Genomic DNA, 22,685 nt, shown 5'->3' with positions numbered 1-22,685 from the left:
TGCTGAATGAACTCATGCAGCGAGAGAGGGACGGCCCATGGCAGGCGTGGTGGAACAACGGTCGATCGACGTCGTACCGGACTCCGAACGGCACGGCACCGCCTTCAGTCAGTTCACCCTCTGGCTGAGCGCGAACCTCCAGATCACCGCGGTGGTCACCGGCGCGCTGGCCGTCGTGTTCGGCGCCAACGCCTTCTGGTCGGTGCTCGGCCTGCTGCTCGGCAACCTGCTGGGCGGCGCGGTGATGGCGCTGCACTCGGCGCAGGGGCCGCGGCTCGGGCTGCCGCAGATGATCTCCTCGCGGGCCCAGTTCGGCGTGCGCGGGGCCGTCGTCCCGCTGGCCCTGGTCATCGTCATGTACATCGGCTTCTTCGCCAGCGGCACCGTGCTCGCCGGGCAGGCGGTCGGCCATCTGACGCACCTCGGCGACGCCACCGGCATCATCGTGTTCGGCGCGATCACCGCCTTCGCCGCCGCCGTCGGCTACCGCCTCATCCACGCCCTCGGCCGGGTCGCTGGGCTGGTCTGCGCGGTGGCCTTCGTCTACCTCGGCGTACGCCTGCTGGAGCGGGCCGACCTGGCGGCGCTGCTGCACGACCGCGCCTTCGACTTCCCGGTCTTCCTGCTGGCCGTCTCGCTCTCCGCGTCCTGGCAGCTGGCCTTCGGCCCGTACGTCGCGGACTACTCGCGCTACCTCCCGCGGCAGACCTCGGCCCGCGCGACCTTCTGGTGGACGCTGTCCGGCTCGGTGCTCGGCTCGCAGTGGTCGATGACGTTCGGCGCGCTGGCGGCGGCCGCGGCCCCGACGGCCTTCGTCGGCCACGAGGTGTCCTACATCGTGGGGCTGGGCGGGGCCGGCCTGATGGCGTCGGTGCTGTACTTCGTCATCGCCCTGGGCAAGCTCACCATCAACGTGCTGAACACCTACGGCAGCTTCATGTCGATGGTGACGAGCATCAGCGGCTTCCGCGGGCAGCGCACGCTCTCGCCGCGCGGCCGCAGCCTCTACTTCGCCGGGATCATGGTCGTCGGCACCTCGGTGGCCCTGCTGGGCAAGGACTCCTTCCTGACCTCCTTCAAGGACTTCCTGCTCTTCCTGCTGACCTTCTTCACGCCCTGGTCGGCGATCAACCTGGTCGACTACTACCTGATCTCCAAGGAGCGGTACGACATCCCGGCCCTGAGCGACCCGGCGGGCCGCTACGGCGCCTGGAACGGCAAGGCGCTGCTGGTCTACGGGGTGGGCCTGGTCGCCCAGCTGCCCTTCCTGGCCACGCACTTCTACACCGGGCCGCTGGTCGCCCCGCTGGGCGGCGCCGACGTCTCCTGGCTGGTCGGCCTCGCCGTGCCGGCGGCGCTGTACTGGGCCGTCGCCCGGCACGACACCGCCCGCATCCCGGCGGCGGATACGGGGGCCAGCCCCACTGCGCGTGCGGCCTCCCGCCCGTAGCCTCCGGGCATGACGACTGGTGACCCGGAGCTGAGGAAAGAGCTCGACGCGACCCTGCACACCCGCAGGGAGCTCGGCCCGGACTACGAGGCCGAACTGCTGGACTCCTTCATGGAGAAGCTCGACCGGGCGGTGGACCAGCGGGTGCGCCGCGGGGTCGCGGAGCGGCAGATGCAGGTGGCCCGCGGGGACGTCCGGCGCCCGGCGGGCCCGGCCGGCGGCTTCGGCGAGCGGTTCGGCTTCGCCGCGGTGTCGCTGGTGCTGGCCGTGCCGCTCTCCGCGATCGGCGCGGCCAACGCCGGGCTGACCGGCCTGCTGGTGTCCTGGGCCGGCATCGTCGGGGTGAACGTGGCGCAGGCGAGCCCTTCGTTCGGGCGCTCCCGCCGCGAGCGGGCGGCCCGCGACGCGGACTGACCCGCGGGCAGCGGGAGCGGCCGAAACGTTCTTGCGGGGACCGCCGCACCCCGGCTCGCGCCGGGGGCGGGACGACGGCGGTCCCCGCGGGGGACACGGACCGGGTCAGGGCCGGTCGGACGCGTCCTGGCGGCTGGGAGGTCCGGGAGCCGCTCCGGAGTTCCTGGCCGCCGCACCAACCAATCTGCCCGACGCGTGTTAAGTCCGTGCTGCGTCCGCGTGACGCATACGTACACCTTGCGTCCACGGGCCTTTTCCTTACGGACACCTGACGCCGCATCGGCCCCGGCCGCCCCGCCGGCCTGCGGCTCCCTCCCGTGCGCCGGACGCGGCTAGCGCGCCCCGCGGGCCAGGAACGCCAGCAGGTCCTGCCGGCTGACGACCCCGGTCGGCTTGCCCTCCACCAGCACGATCGCGGCGTCGGCACCTTCGAGCACGGCCATCAGGTCGGCGACCGGCTCGCCCGCGCCGACCTGCGGCAACGGCGGGGACATGTGCTTCTCCAGCGGGTCGCCGAGCGAGGCCCGCTGCGCGAACAGCGCGTCCAGCAGCTCGCGTTCCACCACCGAGCCGATGACCTCGGCGGCCATCACGTCCGGGTGTCCGGCGCCCGGCTTCACGATCGGCATCTGCGAGACGCCGTACTCGCGCAGCACCTCGATGGCCTGGCCGACGGTCTCCTCGGGGTGCATGTGCACCAGTTCGGGGATGGCGCCGTGCTTGTTGTGCATGACGTCCGCGACCCGGTCGGTGTCCCCGGTCTCCAGGAAGCCGTAGTCGTTCATCCAGTCGTCGTTGAAGATCTTCGAGAGGTAGCCGCGGCCGCTGTCCGGCAGCAGCACCACCACGACGTCGTCCGGGCCCAGGCCCTCGGCGACCTTCAGCGCCGCCACCACGGCCATCCCGCAGGAGCCGCCGACCAGCAGCCCCTCCTCCTTGGCCAGCCGCCGGGTCATCTGGAAGGCATCCTTGTCCGACACCGCGACGATCTCGTCGGCGACGGTGCGGTCGTAGGCGGTGGGCCAGAAGTCCTCGCCGACGCCCTCGATCAGGTACGGGCGCCCGGAGCCGCCGCTGTAGACGGAGCCCTCCGGGTCGGCGCCGATGACCTTGACCTTGCCGTCACTGACGTCCTTCAAGTAGCGCCCGGTCCCGCTGATGGTGCCGCCGGTGCCGACGCCCGCCACGAAATGCGTGATTCGGCCGTCGGTCTGGTCCCACAGTTCGGGCCCCGTGGACTCGTAGTGCGAGCGCGGGTTGTCCGGATTGCTGTACTGGTCCGGCTTCCAGGCGCCGGGCGTCTCGCGTACCAGCCTGTCGGAGACGTTGTAGTACGAATCGGGGTGGTCGGGGTCGACGGCCGTGGGGCAGACCACGACCTCGGCACCGTAGGCCCGCAGCACGTTGATCTTGTCCGTCGACACCTTGTCCGGGCAGACGAAGATGCACTTGTAGCCCTTCTGCTGGGCCACGATCGCCAGGCCGACGCCGGTGTTCCCCGAGGTCGGCTCCACGATCGTGCCGCCCGGTTTCAGGGCGCCCGACCGCTCGGCGGCCTCGATCATCCGCACCGCGATCCGGTCCTTCACGGACCCGCCCGGATTGAAGTACTCGACCTTGGCGAGGACGGTGGCCCGTACGCCGTCGGTGACGTTCTTGAGCCTCACAAGCGGGGTGTTGCCCACGAGGTCAATCATCGATTCATAAACCTGCACGGTGGTCTCCGCGGTAGGGGGCGCGCTGTCCTGCGCCCGTCCGGCCAGCCTATTGCGCTCACCCCTGCAGGGCGGGTGCGTTGCGGCGACGGCCCCGCGGGGCAAGACGTTCTTGACACGAGTTTCGCGATTCCGCGGGGCGCGCGCCGGGTTTCGCTCCCCGACGCCCCCCGTACACGCACTGCGGGGAGGTGCCCGGCCGATGCCGATGACCATGTCCAGGGCGAGAGTGGCGCGCCGGATCGCCACGGCCGCGGCCCTCGGCAGCGGAGGAGTCGGGCTGCTCGGCGTCGCCGCCGTGGGCCTCCTCCTGACCGAAGTGCGGCTCGCGCGCCGTACGGTCGGCGGCTCCAGCGAGCTGCCGCCGCCCGCCGACGGACGCTACGGCGCCACCTTCTGGTACCGCACCGACCGGCCCGCGCTGCGGCTCGGCTTCCTCGGCGACTCCACGGCGGCCGGCCAGGGCGTCACCCGGGCCCGCCAGACGCCCGGGGCGCTGCTGGCCTCCGGCCTGGCCGCGCTCGCCGAACGCCCGGTCGACCTGCGCAACGTCGCGCTGCCCGGCGCCCAGTCCGACGACCTGGAACGCCAGGTGACGCTGCTGCTCGCGGACGGCCCGCCGCCGGACGTCTGCGTGATCATGATCGGCGCGAACGACGTCACGCACCGGATGCCGCTCGCCCGTTCCGTCCGCATGCTCTCGGAGGCGGTGGCCCGGCTGCGCGCGGCCAGCAGCGAGGTGGTGGTGGGCACCTGCCCCGATCTCGGCACGATCGAGCCGGTGTACCAGCCGCTGCGCTGGGTGGCCCGGCGGCTGAGCCGGCAGCTGGCCGCCGCGCAGACCATCGGCGTGGTGGAGAACGGCGGCCGGACGGTGTCGCTGGGCGATCTGCTCGGGCCCGAGTTCGAGGCGAATCCGCGCGAGCTGTTCAGCGCGGACAACTACCACCCCTCGGCCGAGGGGTACGCGACAGCGGCGATGGCCGTGCTGCCGACGCTGTGCGCGGCGCTCGGTCTGTGGCCGGAGGAGGAGAGCCCGGAGCCGGAGCGGCGCGAGCGGTTCCTGCCGGTCGCCGAGGCGGCCGCGCAGGCGGCGTCCGAGGGCGGCACGGAGGTCGCCGGCAGCCGGGCGCCGTGGGCCCTGCTCAAGCACCGCAGGCGGCACCGGATCTCGGCCCAGGACGCGGAGGCGGCGGCCGCCGCCGCGGCGGAGCACGGGGAGGAGACGCCGTAGCGCCGCGGCGGGGCGGCCTGTGGCACGGGGCCGGGCGGGCGGCGTGTCCGGGCGGACGACGGCCACGGGTGAGCGGCGGGGTGCCGGCCCCCGGCGGGCGGCCGCTCGCCCTTCGCACCCTTGCGTATCCTCCGCCGATGAGTAAGCATCCGCTCAGTACGGAGGTAAGCAGCCGCTTAGAAAAGAGGCCCGCATCACAGCGCAGGAGCCGTGACCTTCGCTGTACGCGCAGGTAGCTTGCCTCACAGTCCTCACCCGTGCCGTCTCTCCTCTGGAGCCGTGATGCCCGAAGCCGTGATCGTCTCTGCCGCCCGCTCCCCGATCGGCCGCGCCTTCAAGGGCTCCCTGAAGGACCTGCGCCCGGACGACCTGACCGCCGAGATCATCAAGGCGGCGCTGGCCAAGGTGCCCGAGCTGGACCCGAAGGACATCGACGACCTGATGCTCGGCTGCGGCCTGCCCGGCGGCGAGCAGGGCAACAACCTGGGCCGCATCGTGGCCGTGCAGATGGGCATGGACCACCTGCCCGGCTGCACCATCACCCGGTACTGCTCCTCGTCCCTGCAGACCTCCCGCATGGCGATGCACGCCATCAAGGCCGGCGAGGGCGACGTCTTCATCTCGGCCGGCGTGGAGACCGTCTCCCGCTACGCCAAGGGCAACTCCGACAGCCTGCCGGACACCCACAACCCGCTCTTCGCCGAGGCCGAGGCGCGCACCGCCGAGGTGGCCCAGCAGGAGGGCACCACCTGGCACGACCCGCGCGAGGACGGCCTGGTCCCCGACCCGTACATCGCGATGGGCCAGACCGCGGAGAACCTCGCCCGGCTCAAGGGCATCACCCGCCAGGACATGGACGAGTTCGGCGTGCGGTCGCAGAACCTCGCCGAGCAGGCCATCAAGAACGGCTTCTGGGAGCGGGAGATCACCCCGGTCACCACCCCGGACGGCACGGTCGTCAGCAAGGACGACGGCCCGCGCCCCGGCGTAACGCTGGAGGGCGTCCAGGGCCTGAAGCCGGTCTTCCGCCCCGACGGGCTGGTCACGGCCGGCAACTGCTGCCCGCTCAACGACGGTGCGGCGGCGCTGGTGATCATGTCCGACACCAAGGCGCGCGAGCTGGGCCTGACCCCGCTGGCCCGCATCGTCTCCACCGGGGTCTCGGGCCTCTCCCCCGAGATCATGGGCCTGGGCCCGGTCGAGGCGTCGAAGCAGGCGCTGCGGCGCGCGGGCCTGTCCATCGGCGACATCGACCTGGTCGAGATCAACGAGGCGTTCGCCGCGCAGGTCATCCCGTCCTACCGGGAGCTGGGCATCGACCTGGACCGGCTGAACGTCAACGGCGGCGCCATCGCGGTCGGCCACCCCTTCGGCATGACCGGCGCCCGGATCACCGGCACCCTGATCAACTCGCTGCAGTGGCACGACAAGCAGTTCGGCCTGGAGACCATGTGCGTGGGCGGCGGCCAGGGCATGGCGATGGTCATCGAGCGGCTGAGCTGAGCCGCAGCGGAGGGTAGGGGTCGGGCGCGAGGAACGAGTGCCCGGCACCTGCCCGCAGCGAAGGCGAAGCTCAGCGCGACCACAAGCACGAGCGGCTGAGCCGAGCCGCAGCGGAGGGTAGGGGTCGGGCGCGAGGAACGAGTGCCCGGCACCTGCCCGCAGCGAAGGCGAAGCTCAGCGCGACCACAAGCACGAGCGGCTGAGCCGAGCCGGGGTCGAGCGGCTGAGCTGAGCCGCAGCGGGGTGGTTGACGGTCACCGCCATCCCACCCGCCCCCGTGGGGACCGTACGTATCAACTCCGGCACCCACAGCAACGCTTGGTGACCCCCGTCACCTGGTGACAAGATCGTTGTGCTAACTCCCCCAGGATTGTGACCAACACCCTGGGGGAGTCGCGTTTTCCCAGGTCGCGCGGGGGTCACCCGTTCGTACGAGGCCCAAGGCCCCCAGCTTTCAAGGACGTAGCGCACTGCAAACGGTCGCCGACCCCCGGCAGGCTGAGGTAGGAAGTCGGGGGGACATTCTGCTACCGGGAGTACGCCAGTGACCGCCATCACCACCCTCCTGCTGCCGGCCGCGGCCATCGCCGTGGCTCTGGGAGCGGCCTCCCTGCACACCGCTCGCACCCTGCGCCGCGAGGTCGCCGGACTGCGGGCCGAGCTCCGCGCCGCCCGCGAGGACGGCGCCGCGGCCCTCGCCGCCATTCCCGCCGCCCGCCCGGCACCCGCCGCCGAGACCCCGCTGGACGACATACGTGCCGCGGTGGCCGACGCGCTGGCCGAGGAGCGGGAACGCGAGCTCGCCGAGGCCCGCGCCTTCTGGGCCGCCCAGGAGGCCAGGGACGCCGCCGACTCGCCCTCGCTCATGACCGGCCCCGCGGCGCCGGGCGAGGAGCTCGCGCCCGGCGACGGCTTCGACCGCTTCTACCTGCCGCGACAGGCCGACTTCGCGGGCCTGGACCCGGACGTGCTGGGCTCGGAGCCGCTGTTCGGCATGGACGAGGTCGACCTGGAGCCGGTGGACGCGCCCACCGACGGGGCCGTCGAGGAGACCGAGTCCGCCGAGCTGGCCGCCGCGCGCCGGCGCCACCCCTCGCACCCGGACTTCTCGCCCTCCCCCGCCATCGGCGACCACGAGCGCACCGTGGCGCGCCTGGAGGAGCTGGCGGAGGACCGTACGCCGCTGGCCGACGTCCGGCCGGGCCCGCTGGGCACCCTGGACGTCTACGTCTTCGCCGACGGCACCACCGTCTGCATGACGCCGGGCCACCGCGAGACGGCCGAGCGGGTCGCCGAGGCCCTCCGCGAGGGCCGCTCCCCCGTGCTGCTCGGCGGCTCGGGCGTCTCCGGCGCATACGCGCTGACCTTCGCCTGGGGCGAGGGCCGCGACGACAGCGTCTACATCCTCGCCGACCGGGTCATCGCCTCCCTCTGAGGCCGGCCCGCCCGCCGCCGGACCGGCGGCCCTTCCCTCGGACCGGGCCCAGTACCCGCCCGGTCCCGGACCGCACCACTGCCCGGCGCCCGCCACCCGGCGCCCTCCGCTCAGCAGCGCGCAGCGGTCCGCCGTACCTCTTCCACGGCCTGTGCCACGTCCTCGGCACGGGCCGTTTCCGCGTCCCGGAGCGCGTACGCCAAGTCATGACCGGCCACCGCCACTTGGTCGCCGACCGCGAACAGGCCGGCGTCCGGCAGCTCGCGCGGCTCGCTCCCCGGCTCCTCCAGCAGCTGCGCGCGGCGCGCGAACTCCCTGGCGAGGGCGAGCCCTTCGGCCGCGGCGCCGCGCGCCAGGGCGCTCTGCGGGAGGGCGCGGAGCCGGTCGGCGAGGGCGTCAGCGGCGGTCTGCAAAGGCATCACGTCAAGCACGCCGTGAGCCTATGCGCCACTCCCGGGTGGTTGCCAACGCCCGAACGCTCAGGCACGGTGTGCTGAAGGACCAGCATCGAACGCGTCCGGAGGCGCCGATGTCCCAAGTCTTCTCCGAAGAGACCCACCGGAACCTGCTCTCCCGTATTCCCCACTGCACCGGCCGCGAAGTCTCCGAGTGGCTTCGCACGGTCGAGGAAGGCCCCGCACTCTTCCGCTTCGAGGAGAAGGTCAGCTGGCTCCGTGGCGAGCACAACCTCGCCTACGGACACGCCAAGGCGATCGTCCACGAGTACGACCTGCGGCGCGCGGCCCGGAAGTTGTTCTAGCGGACGTCCCGCGCCCGGCCCGGTCCCGTGGCCGGGCCGCGCCGGAAAACCGAAGGGCCCGCGGGAGGCGTACCTCCCGCGGGCCCTTCGCCGTATCCGGTCACCGCGCGGCGCCGGAGCCGGCGGACGCTAGTCGTCGCCGTTGAGGATGGCGACCAGGCGCAGCATCTCCAGGTAGATCCACACCAGGGTCATGGTGAGACCGAAGGCCGCGAGCCAGGACTCCTCGCGCGGCGCGCCGTAGGCGATGCCGTCCTCGACCTGCTTGAAGTCCAGGGCGAGGAAGAGCGCGCCGAGCAGCACGCCGGCGATGCCGAAGACGATGCCCAGGCCGCCGCTGCGGAAGCCGAGGCCCTCGCCGCCGCCGAACGCCATGAACAGGAGGTTGACCACCTGCAGCAGCAGGAAGCCCATGGCGGCGATGAGCACGAAGCGGGTGAAGCGGGCGTTGACCCGCACGATGCGGGTCTTGTACGCGACGAGCATCACGACGAAGACCGCCATGGTGCCGAGCACCGCCTGCATGGGCGCGCCGGGGGCCACCCACTGGTTGATCGCGTTGCTGAGCGCGCCGAGGAAGAGGCCCTCGAAGGCCGCGTACGCCAGGATCAGCGGCGGCGACGGCTTGCGCTTGAACGACTGCACCAGGCCGAGCACCATCGCGACGAGCGCGGCACCGATGGCCAGGCCCATGGAGAGGTCCATGATCCATGCCACGGCGGCGCCGACGATGACGGTGCCGAGCGTGAGGCCCGTGCGGACGACGACGTCGTCCATGGTCATCGGGCGGGTCTGCGGGACGTACGGCGGAGCCTGGGTCACGTCCTGCTGGGCGTAGGGACTGCCGCCCGCGTACGGGTTGGTACCGGCGTAGGGGTTGTTCCCCGCGTAAGGGTTGGCGGCGCCCCCGGCCTGCGGCGGCGCATTGAAGCCGGCGTAGCCGTTTCGGCTGAACCCCCGTCGCGAGAAGACCGGGTTGCTGCTCCTCATCTCACTCCTCCGTGGCCGCCGTGCGCGGCCTTGGCCTCAAGGGTAATGGCTTGGCAAAGCCTCGTCCCTACTCCTCAGGCAGGATCTTTACGGATTTCCCTCGTCGCTGTGGTGCAGGGCCGGTTTCCGGCGCGTATGCCCGGCGGGCCGGGAGTGACACGCGGGGACGGCCGGGCGGGAGCAGGGGGGGAGCGCTCCGAGGGGCAACGCAGCGGGCCGGGCACGCCCTGGAGCGTGCCCGGCCCGTTCGTCGCGCGACCTTGGTCACGCGGCCTGCGTCACGCGACCGTGTCGTGGGACAGGTCGAGGTCGAACCCGGTGCGGCCGCCGTCCTCCAGCCGCAGCGAGGCGACGGCCGGCGCGTAGCCGCTGGCGATGACCGTGTACTGGCCGCCGTCCAGGTCGGTGAAGGCGTACGCGCCGTCGGCGCCGGTGATGACGGAGCCCACCGTGTTGCCCGCCGGGTCCAGCAGGGTCACCCGGGCGTCGGCGAGCGGCTCGCCCTTGGGGGTGCGCACGGTGCCGGTGACCCGGGCGCACGGCGCGAGGCGTGCCTCGTACCAGTTGGCCTCGCCGGAGCCGACCTCGGCCTGGAGCGCGGCGGGACGGTGGCCCGCGGCGCTGACGGCCAGCGTGTAGCTGCCCGGGACCAGGTCGCCGAAGACGAAGCCGCCGTCGTCGCCGGCCACGGCCGTGGCCACCACGTCGCCGCGCAGGTCCGTCGCCACGACGAGCGCGCCCGGCACCGGGGCCGCGCCCCGGCTGTCACGCACCTGCCCGGTCAGTCCGGCCGCGCCCTTGAGGGCCAGGTCGAACTGGATCGGCTCGTCGCCGACCACCACGGTCGCCGCCTGCGGCTGACGGGTGCCGGAGGACGCGATCAGCACGTACGTACCGGCTCCCGGCGCGGCCAGCGCGTAGCTGCCGTCCTGGGCGGTACCGGCGTGGCCGAGCTGGCGGCCGCCGATGTCGATCAGGGTCACCGCGGCGCCGGCCAGCGGGTCGCCCTGGCCGTCGCGGACCTGGCCGGTGACGCCGGGGCCCGTGAGGGGGCCGGCGGAGGCCGGGAGCGCGGCGGGCACGGCGGCGGGCGCCGGCTCGGGTACGGCAGCGGCGGCGGGCGCCCCGGCGTCCGCAGCGGCGGTCTGCTCGGTCACCGGCGTGCCGGCGGCCGCTCCGGCGCCGTCGGCCGCCTGGTCGCCGCCGTTCTCCCCGGCTTCCTCCGAGGCACGGGCCTGAAGGCCGGAGACCTGGCGCAGCGGCACCTCCTTGACGAAGAGCACCAGCACGAACGCCACCGCGATGATGATCGCGCCCAGCAGGAACACGCCGTGCATCGAGTCGGTGAAGCCGCGCTGGAAGGGCTCGGCCAGCCGCGGGTCCAGGTGCTGGATGAAGGAGGAGTCGTTCAGCACCGACGTGGAGCCGCCGGAGCCGCCACCGCCCTTGAACATGTCCAGGACGGGCTTGTTGGCGGGGTCCTGGAGGACCGCCGGGTCGTGCAGCGCCGCCTGGAAGCGGTCCGTGCCGGCTGCGGCCCTGAACGCCGAGCTGATCTTGTCGCCGACCGTGCTGAACAGCAGCGACAGGAAGATCGCGGTACCGGCCGTGGCGCCCATCTGCCGGAAGAAGGTGGACGAGGCGGTCGCCACGCCCATGTCGCCCGGCGGCACCGCGTTCTGCACCGCCAGCACCAGGGTCTGCATGCAGGAGCCGAGGCCCAGGCCGAAGACGACCATGAAGACCATGGTCTGCCACAGCGGGGTGTCCCACTGGACCCGGAAGTGGAAGAGCAGCAGCGCCGCGACCATCAGGGCCGTTCCGATGACCGGGAAGATCTTGTACTTGCCGGTCTTGGAGGTGATCTGGCCGGTGACGATGGAGGCGATCATCATGCCCGCCATCAGCGGCAGCATCTCCAGGCCCGACTTCGTGGGGCTGGAACCCTTCACGATCTGGAGGTACTGCGGGATCATCATCATCCCGCCGAACATGCCCATGCCGATGAAGACGGACAGCAGGCTGGTCTTGCTGAAGGTGCCGTTGCGGAAGAGCCGCATCGGGATGAGCGCGTCGTCGCCGATCCGCCGCTCGACGAAGATCCAGGCGATGATGCCCACGACGCCGATGACGTAGCAGGCGATCGACCGCGTGGAGTCCCAGCCCCACTCGCGGCCCTGCTCGGCGACGAGCAGCAGCGGGACCACGCCGATGGCGATGGTGAGCGCGCCCCACCAGTCGATGCGCCGGTCGCGGCGGGTGTGCGGGATGTTCAGCACCTTGGCGACCACGAAGAGCGCGACGATGCCGACCGGCACGTTGACGAGGAAGACCCAGCGCCAGCCGGTGATGCCCAGCAGGGTGTCCTGGCCGGCCAGCGCGCCGCCGATGAGCGGTCCGGCGACGCTGGAGGTGGCGAACGTACCGAGCATGTAGCCCTGGTACCGGGCGCGCTCCCGCGGCGGGACGATGTCACCGATGATCGCCAGGGCCAGCGACATCAGGCCACCGGCGCCGAGGCCCTGAATGGCCCGGAAGACGGCCAGTTCGGTCATCGAGGTGGAGAAGGTGCAGAGCACCGAGCCCACGACGAAGATGCCGATCGCCGTCAGGTAGTACGGCTTCCGCCCATGCAGGTCGGAGAGCTTGCCGTACAGCGGTGTGGCGATCGTCGAGGTGATCAGGTAGGCGGTGGTGGCCCAGGCCTGCTGGCTCAGGCCGTGCAGGTCGTCGGCGATGGTCCGGATGGACGTGCTGACGATGGTCTGGTCGAGCGCGGCCAGGAACATGCCCAGCATCAGGCCGCTGAGGATGGTCAGGATCTGCCGGTGGCTGAGTGCCCCTCCGGCCTTCGGCGCCGCCCCGGATATGCGGGGGGTTGTCGTGGTGCTCACGCTGCTGCGTCTTTCTCCTTCACGGCGGTCTCCCCGCTCTCAGGGGCGGGGTGTGCGGGGCGGGCGTGCCGCGCCTGTTCCAAGTCGTCGTTGAGGCGGCCCATCAGCCGGACCAGGTGTGCCCGGTCCTCCTCGGGCCACGGCTCCAGCAATGCGGCCAGCTTGGTGTCGCGCTGCCGGCGGTACTCCCCGAAGGCGGCGTGCCCGGCCTCGGTGGCGCGCAGCAGTGTCCCCCTGCGGTCCTCCGGGTCCGGGTAGCGCTCGACGAGCCCCCGTTCCACCAGCGAGCGCACCTGGCGGCTCACGGTCGAGAGGTCGAGCAGCGCGTCGGCGGCCAGATCGGTGGCGCGCCGGTCCCCGTGATTCACCAGCTTGGCGAGCAGCACGCGGTCCGCGGCTCCGGCGTCCGTCTTGGCGTGCCGCCGCCATGCGGTGACCAGCCTGCTGAACCGGACGATCTCCGAGCCGAGCCCGGCCGCCGCCTCGCCGAGCCGCGCTGCGGCGGCCTCTTCGGCGGCACTGTCCTCCCGGGCGCGGACGTCGTCATCCATCGCCCCTCCCCCTGTCATGTGCGTACCCTGCTTCATCAGGTTGCTTGTGGCTACCAATAAAGTCTCCCCGATATTGCTTGTATTCAGCAAGTCGATTCAGGGGGCATGCCGGTACGGCAGAAGGAGCGTTACGGTGAAGCCGCGCCCACCGGCGCGAGAAGGGGCGCCCACGGGGCGCGAAGAGGGGAGAAGGTCACCTTCCGAGAGGTGTGCCCGGAGCCGGACTTGAACCGGCACGGCCCGAAGGCCAGCGAGGTTTAAGCTCGCCGTGTCTGCATTCCACCATCCGGGCCCGAAACCCCCCACGCCGTCACGAAGACGGCACCACGAGCCTAGCCCGCGACACCACTCGAACAGCGGCGGGAGGGCCTGAGGTTGTCTTATTTTATTGGCACCTGAGGGTGCATCAGCACGTGGTACTGGCCTTCGGCACATGCCCAGGGCCGGACCGCCCCGGTCACGCCCCACCGGCACCGCTGTCACCGGATTGACGGAAACTCGCTGTCTCCCGGAGCGGCACCGCCGCTCCCCCGCGCCTCCGCCGCCGCGTCAGCGCCTCAGGGTCACCCTCATCCCCAAGGAGGACCCGGGGTCCGCCGGGTCAGACCGCAGGCCCCCAGAGAGACCGGCGCAGGGGCTGACGCCCCGCACGATCCGCTCCCCGACGATGGAATCCGACCGTTTACACGGCCCCTACGTCCCGACAGGAGCACCATCCCGTGACCACCACCCACACCGGCGTCCCCACCGCCACCCGCGCCACCGCGGTGGCCGCACGCGCCACGGATCTCACCAAGGTCTACGGACAGGGCGAGACCCAGGTGGTCGCCCTGGACGGCGTGAGCGTCGAGTTCCGGCAGGCCGAGTTCACCGCCATCATGGGCCCCTCCGGCTCCGGCAAGTCCACGCTGATGCACTGCATGGCGGGCCTGGACAGCATCTCCCGCGGCTCGGCGCGGATCGGCGACACCGAGCTGACCGGCCTGAAGGACAAGAAGCTCACCCAGCTCCGCCGGGACAAGATCGGCTTCATCTTCCAGGCGTTCAACCTGCTGCCGACCCTCAGCGCGCTGGAGAACATCACGCTGCCGATGGACATCGCGGGCCGCAGGCCCGACAAGCAGTGGCTGGACCGGGTCGTGGAGACGGTCGGCCTCTCCGGCCGGCTCAAGCACCGCCCGAGCGAGCTCTCCGGCGGCCAGCAGCAGCGCGTCGCGGTGGCCCGCGCGCTGGCCTCCCGGCCCGAGATCATCTTCGCGGACGAGCCCACCGGCAACCTCGACTCCCGCTCCGGCGCCGAGGTACTGGGCTTCCTCCGGAACTCCGTGCGCGAGCTCGGCCAGACCGTGGTGATGGTCACCCACGACCCGGTGGCCGCCTCCTACGCGGACCGCGTGGTCTTCCTGGCCGACGGCCGGATCGTCGACGACATGGCGGCACCCACCGCCGACAAGGTGCTGGAGCGCATGAAGGGCTTCGACGCCAAGGGCCGTACGAGCTGACCGCCCCGTACGCGCCCGCCGCCCCGCCCTCCGGACCTCACCCTCAGGACTGACCCACTCATGTTCCGTACCGCCTTGCGCAACGTCCTCGCGCACAAGGCCCGGCTGCTGATGACCGTGCTCGCCGTGCTGCTCGGCGTCGCCTTCGTCTCCGGCACCCTGGTCTTCACCTCGACCATCTCCGACGCCTACCAGCACTCCTCCCAGAAGGGCTACGGCGACGTCGACGTCGCCGTCGAGCCCGACCGGACCGCGGGACCGGCCGACGAGCCCGGCGCGCCCGACCGGCTGAGCCAGGACCTGCTGGAGAAGACCGCCGCCGTGCCCGGCGCCGCCCGCGTCACCGGCGACGTCTCCGGCTTCGCCGCCGTCGCCGGCAAGGACGGCAAGCTCCTCGGCGACGGCTTCAGCAGCCAGGGCCACAACTACTACCCGGGCAAGGACGGCAAGGACAGCCGCTACCCGATGCGCGACGGCCGCGCGCCGCAGAAGGCGGGCGAGGTCGCGCTGGACGCGAAGACCGCCGACCGCGCCGGCTTCCGCGTCGGCGACACCGTACGCCTCTCCGTCGACGGCCCGGTCCGTAAGGAGAAGCTCACCGGCGTCTTCACCACCGACGATGGCAACACCATGGCCGGCGGCAGCCTCACCCTCTTCGACACCGCCACCGCGCAGAAGCTCTACGCGGCGCCCGGCCGGTTCGACGAGATCTACGTGAAGGCGGCGCCCGGCACCTCCCAGGCGCAGCTGAAGGACCGCATCGACGCGATGCTGCCCGCGAACACGGCCAAGACCACCACCGGCCAGCAGCTCGCGGACGACCAGGCGAAGATGATCGCCGACGGCATGAGCTCCATGCGGACCAGCCTGCTGGTCTTCGCCGGCATCGCCCTCTTCGTCGGCATCTTCATCATCGCCAACACCTTCACCATGCTGGTGGCCCAGCGCACCAAGGAACTGGCCCTGCTGCGCGCGGTCGGCGCGAGCCGCCGCCAGGTGACCCGCTCGGTCCTCATCGAGGCGTTCGTGGTCGGCGCCGTCGCCGCCGTCGCGGGCCTGGCCGCCGGCATCGGCATCGGCGCCGGGCTGCGCTCCCTGATGGGCGCCACCGGCCAGAGCATCCCCGACGGCCCGCTGGTCGTCTCCCCCGGCACGGTCCTGGTCTCGCTGGTCGTCGGCATCGTCGTCACCGTGCTGGCCGCCTGGCTGCCCGGCCGCCGCGCCGCGAAGATCCCGCCGGTGGCCGCCATGAACAGCGTGCACGCCACCGCCACCACCAAGTCCCTGGTCGTACGGAACACCCTCGGCGCGCTCGTCGCCGCGGCCGGCGCCGCCCTGGTCCTGCTGGCCACCGGCATGGGCGACGGCGGCAAGGCCCCCATGGGCGCCGGTGCCGCGCTGCTGCTGATCGGCGTCTTCATCCTGACGCCGCTGCTGTCCCGGCCGCTGATCGCGGCGGTGGCCCCGGTCCTCCGCGTGTTCGGCGTCTCCGGCAAGCTGGCCCGCCAGAACGCGGTGCGCAATCCGCGCCGCACCGCCACCACCGCCTCCGCGCTGATGATCGGCCTCACCCTGATCACCGGCCTGACGGTGATCGCGGGCAGCGTCCAGAAGGGCATCGACAAGATGGCCACGGACTCGCTGAAGGCGGACTACGTCGTCAGCATGGTCAACAAGAGCCCGCTCTCGCCCGACGTGGCGAAGAAGATCGCCGGGGACCCGGAGGTCACGGCCTCCAGCCCGCTGCGCAACTCCCCCTCCCGGGTGGGCGGCGAGATCGAGTACCTCACCGGCGTCGACGGTGCCTCGATCGCCGAGCTGACCTCTCTGGACTTCACCAAGGGCTCGTTCGCCGGGCTGGCCGGCGACAAGGCCGTCGTGGACAGCGACACCGCCAAGGAGCGCGGCTGGCACCTCGGCTCCCGCACCAAGGTGACGTACGAGGACGGCAGCCGCGGCACCCTCACCGTCTCCGGCATCTACCGGGGCAACGAGATGATGCGCGGCATCCTGCTGGACACCGGAACGCTGACGCCGCACGTGAAGGACGCGGCCGACATGCAGGTCATGGTGAAGACCGCGGGCGGCACCTCGGACGCCGCCAAGGACGCGCTGCAGAAGACGCTCGGCGACAACCCGGCCGTCGCGGTCCAGGACAAGCAGGACGTCTCCGACGGCATCGCCCAGCAGATCAACCTGCTGCTCAACGTCCTCTACGGGCTGCTCGCCATGGCGGTGATCGTCGCGGTGCTCGGCGTGGTCAACACCCTCGCGATGTCGGTGTTCGAACGCTCCCAGGAGATCGGCATGCTGCGCGCCATCGGCCTGGACCGGCGCGGCATCAAGCGGATGGTCCGCCTGGAGTCCCTGGTGATCTCGCTGTTCGGCGGGGTGCTGGGCATCGGCCTCGGCGTCTTCTTCGGCTGGGCCGGCGGCCGCCTCATCGCGGACAGCATGGGCACCTACGAGATGGTGCTGCCCTGGGGCCGGATGGCGCTCTTCCTGGCGCTCGCCGCGCTGGTCGGCGTGGCGGCCGCGCTCTGGCCGGCCCGCCGCGCGGCCCGGCTGAACATGCTCGCCGCGATCAAGGCGGAGTGAGCCCGCGCCGCTGAGCACGAGGGAGCCCCGGTCCCGCGGACCGGGGCTCCCTCGTCCGTTCTCCCGGGCGGGGGGCTCAGCCCCGCCACTCCCGGGCCCGCAGCGGCATGCCGGAGGCCCCGCTCTCCGGCGTACGGACCGCGAGGACCTGGTTCACGCCGATCCGGTTGCGCTCGAAGGACAGCGCCGAGGCGGCCATGTAGAGCCGCCAGACGCGGGCCCGGCCCGGCGTCGTCAGGCGCACGGCGCGGTCCCAGTGGCGCTCCAGGTTGGCCACCCACTGGCGTAGCGTCAGCGCGTAGTGCTCGCGGATCGCCTCCACGTCGCGCACCTCGAAGCCGGCCTCCTCCAGCTGCGCGACGGTCCGGCCGACCGGGGCCAGCTCGCCGTCGGGGAAGACGTAGCGGTCGATGAACTCGTCGACGTGGTAGCTGTCCTCGTCGGCCAGCGGGCGGCGGGCGATCTGGTGGTTGAGCAGCCGGCCGCCGGACTTGAGCAGGGCGTACAGGTCGGCCGCGTACTCGGCGTACCGGGCCCGGCCGACGTGCTCGGCCATGCCGATGGAGGAGATCGCGTCGTACGGGCCGTCCTTGACCAGGCGGTAGTCCTGGACGCGGATCTCGATGCGGTCGGTGAGGCCGGCCTCGGCGACGCGCTTGCGCGCGTACGCGGCCTGCTCCTCGGAGAGGGTGACGCCGACGGCCGAGACACCGTAGTGCTCGGCGGCGTGCAGCACCATCGAGCCCCAGCCGCAGCCGACGTCCAGCAGCCGCTCGCCCTCCTTGAGGTCGAGCTTGCGGCAGATGAGGTCGAGCTTGTCGCGCTGGGCCTCCTCCAGCGTCGCCTCCGGACTCTCCCAGTAAGCGCAGGAGTAGACCATCGACGGGCCGAGGACCAGCTCGTAGAAGTCGTTGCCGACGTCGTAGTGGTGGCTGATGGCCTGCTTGTCGCGGCGCAGGGTGTGCAGCGGGCCGTGACTCTTGGGGGCTTCTTCGGCGGGGGCGCGGGGCGGGACGGGGGCGCCGGCGAGGGAGACGAGTTCGCGGGCGGCGCTGCGGACCTCGGGGCGGGCCAGGGCGCGCAGGACGGCGGCGCGCTGCGGCTTCTTGTCCTGGTCGGCGCCGCGTTCCCAGATCAGTCCCGCGAGGCCGTCGAGGGCGGTGTAGAGGTCGCCGTCGATGTCGAGGTCACCGGCCACCCAGGCGCGGGCGAGGCCCAGTTCGCCGGGCTTGAAGAGCAGGTGGCGCAGGGCGCGGCGGCTGCGGAAGACGAGAGTGGGGGCTCCTGGCGGACCGGACTCGCTGCGGTCCCAGGCCCGGATGCGTACGGGGAGCGGGGCGCCCAGTACCTCCTCGGCGAGCTTGGTGAGCCGTCCAGCGGCGTCGGCCATGTCGCACACCTCCGTATTGACGAGTCGGGCGAGATAGTTTCACCCACCACGTAAACGCTCGGCGGGGCCCGGGTAGTCCCGTTCGTTCGTAAGGGAACAGCAAAGCCCGGTACGGACGCCATTGTGAATACGCCGAAGGAGCGGAGCCGGGGTGCGTACCGGCGCACGGGCCCGCACACGCGTACGCCGAAGGGCGCCTGCCCCACGGATGGCAGGCGCCCTTCGGCGTACGTGCGGATGCTCAGGCTTCCCGGCCGGGCCGGGAAGCCTTCGCTCAAGAGGCCTTGGCGGCCGTCTTGTCGTCCTTCTTCTCCTCGGCGGCGGCCGGCTTCGGCGCCGGCTTGGCGGCCTCGTAGAACTCCTCGCGGGGAGACTCCAGGGCACCGAGCGAGGTGATGTCGCGCTTCTGGAACATGTTGATCGTCCACTCGGCGATCACACGGACCTTGCGGTTCCAGGTCGGCATCGCCAGACCGTGGTAGCCGCGGTGCATGTACCAGGCGAGACGGCCCTTGAGCTTGATCTTCATCTTGCCCATGACGATCATCGCGACGCCCTTGTGCAGGCCGAGACCGGCGACCGCACCCTTGTTGGCGTGCTTGTACTCCTTCTGCGGGAAGCCCCGCATGCCGGAGACCACGTTGTCGCCGAGGACCTTGGCCTGGCGCATCGCGTGCTGGGCGTTCGGCGGGCACCAGGCGTTCTCGTTGCCGTTGGCGCGGCCGACCAGGTCCGGGACCTGGGCGTTGTCGCCCGCGGCCCAGATGTAGTCGGTGCCCTGCACCTGGAGGGTGGCGGCGGTGTCCACGTGGCCGCGCGGGCCGAGCGGGAGACCGAAGCGGGCGAGCGCCGGGTTCGGCTTCACGCCGGCGGTCCACACGATGGTGTTGGCGTCGACCTCGAGGCCGTTGCTGAGCACCACGTGGCCATCCACGCAGGAAGGCATCGTGGTCTTCAGGTAGACCTCGATACCGCGGGACTCCAGGTGCTTGCGGCCGTACGTGCCGAGCTCGGGCCCGACCTCCGGCAGCACCTTGTCGGCGGCGTCGACCAGAACGAAGCGCATGTCCTCGCGCTTCACGTTCTTGTAGAACTTGGCCGCGTCGCGCGCCAGGTCCTCGACCTCACCGATGGTCTCGGCGCCCGCGAAGCCACCGCCGACGAAGACGAAGGTGAGCGCCTTGCGGCGGATCTCCTCGTCGGTCGTCGACTCGGCCTTGTCGAGCTGCTCGAGCACGTGGTTGCGCAGGCCGATGGCCTCCTCGACGCCCTTCATGCCGATGCCCTGCTCGGCCAGGCCGGGGGTCGGGAAGGTGCGGGAGACCGCGCCCATGGCGATGACCAGGTAGTCGAAGGGCAGCTCGTACGCCTCGCCCACGAGCGGGGCGATCGTGGCGGCCTTGCGGTCCTGGTCGATGGAGGTGACGCGGCCGGTGAGAATCTCGGCACCCGGCACAGCGCGTCGCAGCGGGACGACGACGTTGCGCGGCGAGATGCTGCCGGCGGCAGTCTCGGGGAGGAAGGGCTGGTACGTCATGTACGAGCGCGGGTCGACGACCGTGACGGTCGCCTCGCCGTACCGCATCTTCTTGAGGATGCGACGTGCCGCGTACAGGCCTACGTACCCACCGCCTACTACGAGGATCCTGGGACGCTCCGTGGTGCTCATGTCATCGAGTATCCACCCCCACTTGGGGGGTGGCTCGTGAGGGCCTTCACAAGCACCGAAGGGGTATCTGCTACACTCCGCGCCTTCGTGATCGACGCCATAGCGCCGCGGGGGAACCACAGGACCCGGCCGGGCGTTGGACACCCCTCCTCATCAGGGCTTGAGCCCCACTGTGAGGCCGAACCACCGGTCGCATAAGCGCTTCTTTAAGCCCGCCGAAACCGCACATTCCCCGGTGCCGCGCCACATGTGAGCCCCGGAAGGGCGAGCGGGGGCCGACTTGTTGCCCCATCGGGCGGTTTTTTCATGTGAAGAGTTTCACGAACTTTTTCGTCGGCACCCCGCGAAGGGCCCCCGGAACGCGTCTTCCGCACCCTCCGGGACCCCTCTCAGCGGCCCGTCGAGCCCCTCAGCGGCCCACTCAGGCGATGCTCCAGGCGATGCCGTCCAGGATGTCGTGCTCGGACACGACGACCTCCTCAGCGCCCGTACGTTCCATGATCGCCAGCAGGACGAGGGCGCCCGCGGCGATCACGTCGACCCGGCCCGCGTGCATCACCGGGACCTCGGCGCGCTCGGCGTGCGTGGAGCCGACCAGCCACTCGGTGATCTCACGGACCTTCGCCAGCGGGATCCGGGAGTGGTGGATGGCGGCCGAGTCGTACTCCGGCAGCCCCAGCGCGATGCCGGCGACCGTGGTCACCGAGCCGGCCAGCCCCACCAGGGTGTGCGCCGCGTCCAGCGGCACCGTCTCGCCGGCCTTGTCCAGCGCCGCCTCGATGTCCGCCTTTATGGCGGCGATCTGCTCGGCCCCCGGCGGGTCGATGACCTCGCCGTCCCTGACCAGGTGCCGCTCGGTCATCCGGACGCAGCCCACGTCCACGGAGCGGGCGGCCCGCACCGAGTCGGCGCCCAGCACGAACTCCGTGGAGCCACCGCCGATGTCCACGACCAGGTACGGCTTCTCAAGGCCCACCCGTCGCCCGCCACCACCCTCCACGGGGAGGCGCTCCGCGCCTGCTGCTTCCAGGCCCGTCAGCTCCTTCGTCGCGCCGGTGAAGGAGAACTCCGCCTCCTGGTCACCGGTGATCACCTCGGGCTCGACGCCCAGGATGTCCACCACGCCGCGCACGAAGTCGTCCCGGTTCTCCGCGTCACGGGAGGCCGACGTCGCCACGAACCGCAGCTTCTCCGCGCCCAGCTCCTCGATGATCTCCGCGTACTCGCGGCAGGCGGCGAAGGTCCGCTCCAGCGCCTCGGGCGCCAGCCGGCCGGTACGGTCCACGCCCTGGCCGAGCCGGACGATCTTCATCCGGCGGTCCAGGTCCTTCAGCTCGCCGGTCTCCGGGTCGAGGTCCGCGACGAGCAGGCGGATCGAATTGGTACCGCAGTCGATGGCGGCGACGCGCTTCACTCGGGGGCTCCCTCGTCCGTGGTCGGGCCGGCGTCCTGGCAGGGGCTCACGCACGGCCCCTTCTTCCACCACTCCGGCAGCATGGCGATGGCCTCGTCGCCCAGCGGGTTCACCCCGGGCCCGGCCGCCAGCGAGTGCCCGACCAGGACGTGCAGGCACTTCACCCGGTCCGGCATGCCGCCGGCGCTCGGGAAGCCCTTCAGCTCCTCGATCGCGTCCCGGCGGCGGATGTAGTCCTCGTGCGCCGCGCGGTAGGCAGCGGCCAGCTCCGGGTCACTGCCCAGCCGCTCGGTCATCTCCTTCATCACGCCGTTCGCCTCCAGCGTGCCGATCGCGGAGGCCGCACGCGGGCAGGTGAGGTAGTACAGCGTGGGGAAGGGCGTGCCGTCCTCCAGGCGCGGGGCCGTCTCGACGACGTCCGGGTTGCCGCAGGGGCAGCGGTGCGCGATGGCGCGCAGGCCACGGGGCGGGCGGCCCAGCTGCTCACGGAACGCCGCGACGTCCGCGTCGGTGGGCTCGGTGGGCTCGGTCTGGGGAGGCGGCGTTTCCATGCAGGTTTCTCTTGTCGTCAGGGACGTACGTGTCGTCTGTCGTCAGGGACGTACGTGTCGTCGGCGGTGTGCGGTCGGCCGCCCCATCATCCCCCGGCGGCGCGCCCGCGCGCGTCGGCGGAGTCCAGGCCGGACCAGATCGCTTCGTACCACGGGCGCTCCACGGCGTCCCGGCCCGCGCGCGGCCGGCCGGCGCCGGTGCCGTCCACGACGGTGTAACCGGTCTCGCCGGGCAGCACGTAGTGCAGGTGGCGGCGGGCCTGCTGGCGTACGTACGCGGGGTCCTGCCAGCGGGCCTTCTCCTGGCGCAGCCGCCGCACGGCGTCCCGCGCCGCGTCGGCCTCGCGGCGCTGCTCGGCGATGTCCGAGCGCTGCGAGACGTAGGCCCTTATCGGGTAGGCCAGGGCCACGACCAGCGAGCACAGGACGAGCGCGAGCAGCGCGGCCCGGCCGGTGAGCCGGCTGCGCCGCGGGGAGCGCGCACGGTAGACCCGCGCAGCGGCCTGCTCGCCGAGCGCCTTGAGCCGGGTCGCGGTCGAGAACCGTTCACCGGACAATGTGGCCTCCCCTGCCTCGCCTCGTACATACGTCCCCGGCAACGGTACGGGACCGCCG

Annotated in this window: 18 protein-coding genes and 1 tRNA gene; 8 read left to right on the top strand and 11 right to left on the bottom strand. The window is 71.9% G+C overall.

What is annotated here, in order from left to right; all coding sequences use genetic code 11:
- The first annotated feature begins 37 nt into the window (after positions 1–37).
- Both C3486_RS24140 and C3486_RS24135 read left to right on the top strand, forming a co-directional pair.
- Positions 38–1,450, top strand: a complete 1,413-nt coding sequence (locus C3486_RS24140) for a cytosine permease (RefSeq protein WP_103834850.1) — start codon at positions 38–40, stop codon at positions 1,448–1,450.
- A gap of 9 nt (positions 1,451–1,459) precedes the next feature.
- A complete protein-coding gene (locus C3486_RS24135; RefSeq protein ID WP_103834849.1) occupies positions 1,460–1,864 on the top strand; it encodes a hypothetical protein in 405 nt (134 codons plus the stop codon).
- A 332-nt stretch (positions 1,865–2,196) separates the two neighbouring features.
- On the opposite strand, the gene C3486_RS24130 is transcribed toward C3486_RS24135, so the two are convergent.
- A complete protein-coding gene (locus tag C3486_RS24130; RefSeq protein ID WP_103834848.1) occupies positions 2,197–3,579 on the bottom strand; it encodes a cystathionine beta-synthase in 1,383 nt (460 codons plus the stop codon).
- Between the two features lie 202 nt (positions 3,580–3,781).
- Between C3486_RS24130 and C3486_RS24125 the strand changes: the two genes are divergently transcribed.
- The 3 genes from C3486_RS24125 (at position 3,782) to C3486_RS24115 (ending at position 7,751) form a co-directional block, all read left to right on the top strand.
- Positions 3,782–4,813 (top strand): SGNH/GDSL hydrolase family protein, encoded by a 1,032-nt coding sequence (locus tag C3486_RS24125; protein WP_181138670.1) that lies wholly within the window; start codon positions 3,782–3,784, stop codon positions 4,811–4,813.
- A gap of 282 nt (positions 4,814–5,095) precedes the next feature.
- Positions 5,096–6,316 (top strand): acetyl-CoA C-acetyltransferase, encoded by a 1,221-nt coding sequence (locus C3486_RS24120; protein ID WP_103834847.1) that lies wholly within the window; start codon positions 5,096–5,098, stop codon positions 6,314–6,316.
- Between the two features lie 544 nt (positions 6,317–6,860).
- The gene (locus C3486_RS24115; RefSeq protein ID WP_103834846.1) at positions 6,861–7,751 is read left to right on the top strand and encodes a hypothetical protein; all 891 of its coding nucleotides are present in this window, start codon (positions 6,861–6,863) and stop codon (positions 7,749–7,751) included.
- A gap of 110 nt (positions 7,752–7,861) precedes the next feature.
- On the opposite strand, the gene C3486_RS24110 is transcribed toward C3486_RS24115, so the two are convergent.
- Positions 7,862–8,182, bottom strand: a complete 321-nt coding sequence (locus C3486_RS24110; RefSeq protein WP_103834845.1) for a hypothetical protein — start codon at positions 8,180–8,182, stop codon at positions 7,862–7,864.
- Positions 8,183–8,280: 98 nt separating this feature from the next.
- On the opposite strand from C3486_RS24110, the gene C3486_RS24105 reads away from it, so the two are divergent.
- The gene (locus C3486_RS24105) at positions 8,281–8,511 is read left to right on the top strand and encodes a DUF4287 domain-containing protein (RefSeq protein ID WP_103834844.1); all 231 of its coding nucleotides are present in this window, start codon (positions 8,281–8,283) and stop codon (positions 8,509–8,511) included.
- Between the two features lie 129 nt (positions 8,512–8,640).
- Here C3486_RS24105 and C3486_RS24100 read toward each other — a convergent pair whose 3' ends face one another.
- The 4 genes from C3486_RS24100 to C3486_RS24085 form a co-directional block, all read right to left on the bottom strand.
- Positions 8,641–9,501: a Bax inhibitor-1/YccA family protein gene (locus tag C3486_RS24100; RefSeq protein ID WP_103834843.1), complete on the bottom strand. Its 861-nt coding sequence runs from the start codon at positions 9,499–9,501 to the stop codon at positions 8,641–8,643.
- 278 nt (positions 9,502–9,779) lie between these two features.
- Positions 9,780–12,395 carry an MFS transporter gene (locus C3486_RS24095; RefSeq protein WP_258052969.1) on the bottom strand — a complete coding sequence of 872 codons (2,616 nt, stop codon included), beginning with the start codon at positions 12,393–12,395 and terminating at the stop codon, positions 9,780–9,782.
- Complete coding sequence (locus C3486_RS24090) at positions 12,392–12,946, bottom strand: MarR family winged helix-turn-helix transcriptional regulator (protein ID WP_103834842.1); 555 nt, start codon at positions 12,944–12,946, stop codon at positions 12,392–12,394. The genes C3486_RS24095 and C3486_RS24090 overlap by 4 nt, the downstream gene beginning before the upstream one ends.
- 210 nt (positions 12,947–13,156) lie before the next feature.
- Positions 13,157–13,238: transfer RNA gene (locus tag C3486_RS24085), tRNA-Leu, on the bottom strand.
- Between the two features lie 427 nt (positions 13,239–13,665).
- Between C3486_RS24085 and C3486_RS24080 the strand changes: the two genes are divergently transcribed.
- Together C3486_RS24080 and C3486_RS24075 are read left to right on the top strand one after the other, a co-directional pair.
- Complete coding sequence (locus C3486_RS24080; RefSeq protein WP_103834841.1) at positions 13,666–14,448, top strand: ABC transporter ATP-binding protein; 783 nt, start codon at positions 13,666–13,668, stop codon at positions 14,446–14,448.
- Between the two features lie 60 nt (positions 14,449–14,508).
- Positions 14,509–17,046: an ABC transporter permease gene (locus C3486_RS24075; protein WP_103834840.1), complete on the top strand. Its 2,538-nt coding sequence runs from the start codon at positions 14,509–14,511 to the stop codon at positions 17,044–17,046.
- Positions 17,047–17,122: 76 nt separating this feature from the next.
- Here C3486_RS24075 and C3486_RS24070 read toward each other — a convergent pair whose 3' ends face one another.
- The 5 genes from C3486_RS24070 to C3486_RS24050 form a co-directional block, all read right to left on the bottom strand.
- A complete protein-coding gene (locus C3486_RS24070) occupies positions 17,123–18,436 on the bottom strand; it encodes a cyclopropane-fatty-acyl-phospholipid synthase family protein (RefSeq protein WP_103834839.1) in 1,314 nt (437 codons plus the stop codon).
- Positions 18,437–18,710: 274 nt separating this feature from the next.
- Positions 18,711–20,105 carry an NAD(P)/FAD-dependent oxidoreductase gene (locus C3486_RS24065; protein ID WP_103834838.1) on the bottom strand — a complete coding sequence of 465 codons (1,395 nt, stop codon included), beginning with the start codon at positions 20,103–20,105 and terminating at the stop codon, positions 18,711–18,713.
- A 421-nt stretch (positions 20,106–20,526) separates the two neighbouring features.
- Positions 20,527–21,519 (bottom strand): Ppx/GppA phosphatase family protein, encoded by a 993-nt coding sequence (locus tag C3486_RS24060; RefSeq protein ID WP_103834837.1) that lies wholly within the window; start codon positions 21,517–21,519, stop codon positions 20,527–20,529.
- Positions 21,516–22,070 (bottom strand): DUF501 domain-containing protein, encoded by a 555-nt coding sequence (locus tag C3486_RS24055; protein ID WP_103834836.1) that lies wholly within the window; start codon positions 22,068–22,070, stop codon positions 21,516–21,518. Before C3486_RS24055 ends, C3486_RS24060 begins: the two co-directional genes overlap by 4 nt.
- An 86-nt stretch (positions 22,071–22,156) precedes the next feature.
- Positions 22,157–22,627: a septum formation initiator family protein gene (locus tag C3486_RS24050; protein WP_103834835.1), complete on the bottom strand. Its 471-nt coding sequence runs from the start codon at positions 22,625–22,627 to the stop codon at positions 22,157–22,159.
- Positions 22,628–22,685: the final 58 nt, after the last annotated feature.

It is taken from the genome of Streptomyces sp. Ru73 (assembly GCF_002920575.1).
Lineage (GTDB): Bacteria > Actinomycetota > Actinomycetes > Streptomycetales > Streptomycetaceae > Streptomyces.
The sequence above is the reverse complement of the archived record's forward strand: the minus strand, read 5'-3'. Positions and strand labels throughout refer to the sequence as shown.